This is a genomic window from Allomuricauda sp. CP2A, from assembly GCF_001683915.1.
Lineage (GTDB): Bacteria > Bacteroidota > Bacteroidia > Flavobacteriales > Flavobacteriaceae > Flagellimonas.
This window is the reverse complement of record NZ_LXTT01000007.1, coordinates 1-5,198: the sequence shown is the minus strand read 5'-3', so window position 1 is coordinate 5,198 and position 5,198 is coordinate 1. Positions and strand designations below refer to the sequence as shown.

Here is a 5,198-nt window from a genome sequence, read left to right as displayed (position 1 = left end):
TCTTGTTCCTAATTAAATCAAGAGTCGCTTTAACATTTATTGCTTTAACCTTTAAAGATTGAAAATCAGCATCATTGACTACCAACTCGTTAATGCTTTCAAGTGAAGTTATAATATTCCGAAATTGTTCTGCTGCATATTCTATTTCCAAATTTGTGGTCTTCCAATTCTGAGAATAATTCATTTCATCAGATTTCTTGATTAAATAATTTAAACTTGCCATTAATTCCCTACACCATCGGAGTATGTTGCTAGTTTTGTAAGCTTCATTTACCAAAGGATCTAAAGGTTCACTAAAAGCAACTACATGAGGGTATTTTTCTATTAATGGATATTTTCTGACTAAAAGCTCAAACTCATCAAATTTTTGAAAAACATGAGTGGATATATCACCGCTAAGTTCATTTTTGTTATTTCTCGCTTCTTTTATAGTCCTCTTAGCCATTTTATGGGCAATTCTAATAGTCCTCTTAACTTCTTTTGGAACATTCTGGATTGTTTGTCCTGATGCAATTCTACATGTCAGAAAAAAAGTTAAAGCCATTAATGTCAAAAATGTTAAGGGTTTCATATTTCAATACAATTAGAGCTAAATTCATGCGATTACTAAGTCCATACCATACGATAGAGTTATATCACAGAATAATTTTACAAACTATCAATTATAGAATATCCATAAAAAATTAATTTATGAAATTGAAATATCCATTAATTGATGTTTTCTTGGGGGAACTAACTAGTAGGAAGTCAATAACTTGGAGTACAGCAATATAGCCAACCATTTTAAAATCCCATTGCACGAAAACCTTAAAAATTCTGGGGATTTTGTCCAATGTCACGCGCTTTTACCTCCCCCACTCCCCCTCAACTTCGCTCGGGACAGGCTCCGGTTCAATTACATACTTGGAAAAACAGTTTCAATCCACCCACCCATCAGGTTCCATGGCTGTTCTATAACGTGATTCAGTGCACGGTGCTGTGGTGGTGGCCGACCCAGGCCCCGATACCATTTCATAATTGGCAGGAAGTATTGGCTCTATGGGGCTCTCCACTATGTCCCCACGCGCTATAAAAATGGATTGCGTGGATGAGGCCACTGCCGTAAACCGCCCCAGTACAAACTCATCATCGCTGTTAAGGCTCACCAGGTTGCCTATCAGCGCCGCCGGAGGCGGAGCATTGAACCCCGAGTTGTTGTCAACAATATCCTTGAGTACTTTGTAGTATTCATAGGCATTGGGCGAAATGGAAAACTGTTGCACCTCAACCAAGATATCGGCATTGGTGTACAGCGGCACTTGGGCCACTTCCAGGTTGTTCACCGTCAACCCATCAACAAATTCATCGGACAACAGCTCTATTTTCTCGTGGTACCGTATTTGGAAACAATCGCTCGTTTCACAGCCATAGGTATAGTAGGGATCATTAAAGGTTTCACTGGAAACGCATTCGCCATTTCTAAAAACACTATTATAACACACCTGGCAAAACCGGGGTCTTTCAAAGGACCTGTATCCCCATAAATAATGGTTTGCGGTTTCCGCAGGGTCATTTAAGCTTATGGTTATGGAGTGTCCCGGCACAAATTCTTCAACATCCTCCCTGTACAGCAATTCTTTCCGGTATTCTGCATTGATCTCTTGAAACGGAATCGGTGCATTGACAGTTTCAGGTTGGGACCGATATTGCCTACCGTCCTCCAAGGTGATCTCCAATTGCCAAGTTTCCCCATTGTTGGCCCGAAAATCCTCTGGTGGCACATAGACATCTTCCCCTTCTGAAAGGGTGATGGCCCCATTGGTGTCCACGTTCCTGAAAACCACGGCTGCCCCGGGCTGAAAAATGTTCCGATATAGTCTAAAATCCGTATTGGATTCATAGATCTTGGCATAGGAGGTGCCCACAGAGGTTGAAATTTGGGCATCGATATATATGAGTCCTTCCACATAACTGTATTCGGGCTCAACGGGGTCGGTACAGCCCAATAAGAGCATTGCAACGGACACAACCAGATATTTTACTCGAAAAAACTGTTTCACTGAAATACAAAATTATAGGTTATTGCAAACAAGGGACTGTTCAGAACGGAAAGCTCATAGGCACCTAGGGGGCTGTTGCTGAATATTTCAGCGTTCTCATTGCTGGTTCGTTGTTGGTAATAGATGTTGAACGGATTTTTCCGGGCATATAAATTATATATGGTAAAGACCCAGTGGTTCTTCCATCTTTTGTTCTTCTTCTGGTTGTAGCTTATGCGCCACGAAAAATCGAGTCTATGGTACACGGGCAAACGGCTATTGTTCCGCTCCAGATAAACGGGCACCTCAATATCATCCACCACCACAAAACCATTGGCCGTGGTGTAGGGCCTGCCCGTTTGTGCCGTAAAATTGAGGCTCCATTTATTGTATGGGTTGCTTTCAAAATTAACAGTGCCGTTAAAAATATGGGGGCGGTCAAAATCCGATGGGAACCAATCATTGTTATTGATCCTGTCGGCCAAATTTTCATTGTAGGTGCGAACAAAACTGCGGGCCCAGGTATAATTTAACCAACCATTTACCTTGCCCCCGGTTTTTTTCAGGCTGAACTCGACCCCATAGGCCTTGCCCTTGCCCTGCACCACCTTTTGCTCCAAAAATTCCTCAAGGAAAAAATCGGCGCCCGGCTTGTAGGTCAGGTCATTTTGTGAATCCCTGTAATACCCTTCCACCCCCAGTTCAACGGAATTGTCCGCGCTATTATGGAAAAAACCGAGTCCATAACTTTGGCTTTGCTGGGGTTTGATGTACCTATCGGATGATTTCCAACGGGATGTGGGCAAGGGCGTGGTGCTGTTGTACACATTTTGGAGGTATTGGTTCACTTGGGCATAGCTCAGTTTGACAGAGGTCCGCTCCCCCAATTTTATATTGGCCCCTACCCTTGGTTCCAAATTGTTGTAATCGATTACCTTGGAGCCTTTTTCAAACTCCTCGGCCGAAACTATATTGCCCTGGTCATCGTAGGTGCTAAAGGTATAGGGCCCTCCAAACACATAATGGTTGAACCTCAGCCCCAGGGACAAGGTGACCGGGGGTGCCAGTTGCCAATTTACATTGGAGTAGGCCGACAGTTCATAACTGTTCTCGTCATGCAGCGCCACGGGAAGCACACTGTTTGATCCTCCGGGATCCAGGGTGCCTTGCCCGACCAGATATTTTTTGGCCTGTAAACCCAAATAATAATCAAGCGTTGATTTTGGTTTATTGGCATATTCAGAAATAAAGCTCAGGTAATTGATCTTGGAACGGTATTCAATCTCATCTGAACTTCCGGTGATGGGCAGGATGTTTTTTGGCACATAGTTGCTGGACACCAATATTGAACGCAGGCTGGCCTTTTCATTGAAGGTGTGCAACCAATTCAAGGTGCCGTTCAGCGCCATAAAATCATATCGGTTTTTATCGGAATTGATGTTTTCGATCTGTGAGATCAATTCGAGCTCATAAATATCCTTGCTAAAAAATCCGGTCAGAAAAATTTGGTCATCCGGATTGGGCAACCAAAGTAGTTTTAAGGTGGTATCATAAAACTTGGCCTTGGTGTCCTTCAGTCTTTTTGAAAAAATGGGCAGCAAAAAATCCGTAAAACTGGCCCGGGTACCCACCATTAGGTTCAACTTGTCCTTGATCAAAGGGGTCTCAATGGCCAATCGGCTGGAAACCAAGCCCACCCCACCGCTCAGTTTAAATTTATCCACATAGGGCTTTTTTACCCCAACATCCAATACCGAAGCGGTCCTGCCCCCGTAGCGTGCCGGGATATTGGCCCTGTACAGGTCTATGTTCGACAGGACATCCGGGGTGAACACAGAAAACAGACCGAACAGATGTGTTGGGTTATAAATGGGGGCATGATCGTACAGTATCAGGTTTTGGTCCAGCGAGCCTCCCCTGATGGACAGCCCGTTGCTTACCTCCCCCGCATTGTTCACCCCGGGCAGCAACGTCATGCTCCGCAGCACATCATATTCCCCCAGACCGGAGGGAACTTTTATAAGGTCCTGGCTTTGCAGTCTTAAAACCCCCATCTGGGGCAATTCTACATTTTCGTTTTTTTGTTTTGCACTCAGGAACACTTCCGATAGTTGTTCCACCCTTTGCAACAATTGCGTTTCAAGGCTTACATCGGCAGTTAAGTCCACCTCTAAATCAGTGCTTTCGTAACCTGTATAGGAAACGGTTATCCGGTATTGTCCGGTCGGGAGTGATCTGGAATAGTTTCCGTTGCGGTCCGTAATCCCCCCACAATTGCACTCCTGAATATAGACATTGGCATTCTCCAAGGGGTTTCCGGTGTTTCCATCAAAGACCGTGATGGAAAACAGCTTGTCCTCGCCCTGACCATATAGCAATGTGCCACTCAACAATACGAAGAACAATACTGGGAAAGAGGTTTTTAGGTTCATTACAATGGTCAATTGCCTGCATAAGGTAACATGAAATTTTAGAAGACCCGATAAGAACATAAAATACATCGAAATTGTAGTACATGTAACAATTTGGAGTGTCCATAAACTATTAAATTGGCATCGAGGACATACTGCGGCTCACTAAAACGGTACAGAATTTTCAATGTAATTCTGTTGGCAGGTAGACAAAAAAAGCGTCTTACCATTACGATAAGACGCTTTTCAATGTCAAAAAATCTTTTTAAGTCCTATAGGATTTCAACCACTTCAAGGTCAAAAACCAAATCATGGCCCGCCAACGGATGGTTGGCATCTATGATGATCTCTTCTTCTTCAACTTTGGCAACCCGAAATTGTTGCTCCTGTCCTTGTGCATTGGAACCCACCAAGCCCATACCGACCTCAGGTTTCAAATCTTCGGGCAATTGGGATTTAGAGACTCTTTGAAAAAGCGATTCATTGACCTCTCCATACGCCTCTTTCTTATCAATGGTTATGGTTTTCTTTTCGTTTACGGTCATATCAATCAGTCCCTTTTCAAAACCGGGTATAAGCTGACCCTGGCCCAAGGCCACTTCCAATGGTTCCCTTTCCAACGAGCTGTCAAAAACCTGCCCGTCGGTTAGTTTACCGGTGTAATGTACCTTTACCGTGTCATTCTCCTTTACTTTACTCATAATTTTTGTTTATAGTTTTAAAATCAAAACGTTGCAAATATATAAGGTATAAAATGGTTCAACGAAGG

At 43.4% G+C, this 5,198-nt stretch carries 4 protein-coding genes; all 4 read right to left on the bottom strand.

Annotated elements, in window-relative coordinates:
- A partial coding sequence (locus tag A7D14_RS00865; RefSeq protein WP_141673184.1) for a hypothetical protein occupies positions 1 to 571 on the bottom strand: 571 nt, incomplete at its 3' end.
- 346 nt (positions 572 to 917) lie between these two features.
- Positions 918 to 2,039 carry a DUF4249 domain-containing protein gene (locus tag A7D14_RS00860; protein ID WP_141673183.1) on the bottom strand — a complete coding sequence of 374 codons (1,122 nt, stop codon included), beginning with the start codon at positions 2,037 to 2,039 and terminating at the stop codon, positions 918 to 920.
- Positions 2,036 to 4,450 (bottom strand): TonB-dependent receptor, encoded by a 2,415-nt coding sequence (locus A7D14_RS00855; RefSeq protein WP_067028985.1) that lies wholly within the window; start codon positions 4,448 to 4,450, stop codon positions 2,036 to 2,038. The genes A7D14_RS00860 and A7D14_RS00855 overlap by 4 nt, the downstream gene beginning before the upstream one ends.
- A 251-nt stretch (positions 4,451 to 4,701) precedes the next feature.
- A complete protein-coding gene (locus tag A7D14_RS00850) occupies positions 4,702 to 5,130 on the bottom strand; it encodes a peptidylprolyl isomerase (protein WP_067028983.1) in 429 nt (142 codons plus the stop codon).
- Positions 5,131 to 5,198: the final 68 nt, after the last annotated feature.

Excerpts from the sequence above, each read along its gene's own strand:
- A7D14_RS00855 (WP_067028985.1), bottom strand. The coding sequence starts at position 4,450 with ATGAACCTAAAAACCTCTTTCCCAGTATTGTTCTTCGTATTGTTGAGT.
- A7D14_RS00850 (WP_067028983.1), bottom strand. The coding sequence starts at position 5,130 with ATGAGTAAAGTAAAGGAGAATGACACGGTAAAGGTACATTACACCGGT.